Genomic DNA, 1,468 nt, shown 5'->3' with positions numbered 1-1,468 from the left:
GGGTGTCTTGGCCAAAGTGACGAAACCGGGGAGAGCTTCGTTGCCGCCATAGGCAAGCCAACCTCCAACGGCAATGATCACCGTGCATAGAACTGCCGCCGCGCGTTTACGCCGTCTGATGCGCTCAGATCTTACCAGTCCTCCGCCCGCGCGCTGCCGATCGCGACCGCGTCCGGCCTTCGGCGGCTTTCTGATCGGAACTATATTCGATTTCGCCACTATCCGATTCCTCGTTTCGCCTCACCCTATGTCGGACCCGGTTTCATCTGCGTTTACGGAGGAGCTTGTCTTCGGGCTGCGGCGTGGCCGCCAAAATGGTGTGCGAGGGTCGGGGAGCAGTCGATCCCGCCTCCCCTTTGGGGCCACTATGTTGAGGCTCCCGCGGCTGCTCTGTTTCCCGCCCGTCGCACGACGAGAATTCCCGAAATCCCGCCCGTCGGGCGTCGCTATGCTGATTTCTCCGATACTCTTCATTTTCCTGGATCAGCCTTGCTTGTTTGCACTGCACGCCGGCTTGGATCATGCAGTTGGCGTATCGCCGATCATGTGAAACCTGTTCGTGCCGACGCATGCCTTCATGTCGCCGCGCCGGAACCAGATAGCTCGTCCGCATCGGAGCGGCGCGTTTCCTGCGGTGAACACGATCTGTTCGTCGGCACGCATGCGCAGGACTTCGTGGGGCTGGATGAGTGGTCTGGCAGCGAGCTGCTTCGAGCGCGTCCGCGATGATCCCCTCGCTTGGAAACTGCGGCTCACCTGGTCGATCTCGACCGTGGTCATGCCGCAACGTCGAGAAATGTAATCGGCGGTCTCGGGATCGTTGATCGCGGCGAACGAAATCCAGCTGGCGCTCTCGAACCATTTGCTTGCAGCATCGCGGCCGCCATAGGTTTCGCGCATCTGGCCGATCGACTGGTAGATCATCGTCAGCGTGATGCCGTATTTGCGTCCGGCGTCGCGCGCGGTCTCGATGATCCGCATGTAGCCGAGGCGGGCGACCTCATCGAGGAGAAACAGGGCGCGCCCCTTGATCTGTCCGTCGCGATTGTAAATCGCATTCAGAAACGAACCGATAATGACACGCGCAAGACCCGAATGGGTCTCCAATGTCTTGAGATCGATGTTGATGAAGACGTCCGTATTCCCGGCCGCGATGTCGCTGGTCGAGAACTTCTTCCCAGACACGAGAGCTGCGTAGTTTCGATAGGAAAGCCAGTGCGTTTCCTTGACCGCATTGGCGTAGACGCCGGAGAAGGTCTCCGGTGTCATGTTGACGAAGGCTGCGACGTTCTCCTTCACGAAATCCGAACCCGAATTGTCGTAGATGTCTTGCAGCCGCTTGCGCAATGTGGGCTCCGGCTCCGAGAGATTCATGCGCACCTGGCGAAGCGTCTGGTCCCGCTCGCCCGTGTGACCGGACAGGCAGACATCGGCGATCAGCGCTGTCAGCAGCTGCAGCGCAGATGCG

Annotated in this window: 1 protein-coding gene; it reads right to left on the bottom strand. The window is 60.1% G+C overall.

The window, feature by feature from the left end; genetic code table 11:
* Positions 1–519: 519 nt before the first annotated feature.
* The coding region (locus RWK44_RS34725; protein WP_316030161.1) for a type IV secretory system conjugative DNA transfer family protein at positions 520–1,468 on the bottom strand (949 nt) is incomplete at its 5' end.

Source organism: Rhizobium sp. 25PS6 (assembly GCF_032464655.1).
Classification (GTDB): Bacteria; Pseudomonadota; Alphaproteobacteria; order Rhizobiales; family Rhizobiaceae; genus Rhizobium; species Rhizobium laguerreae.
Note: the sequence above shows the minus strand (reverse complement) of the source record. Positions and strands in the feature narration are given on the sequence as shown.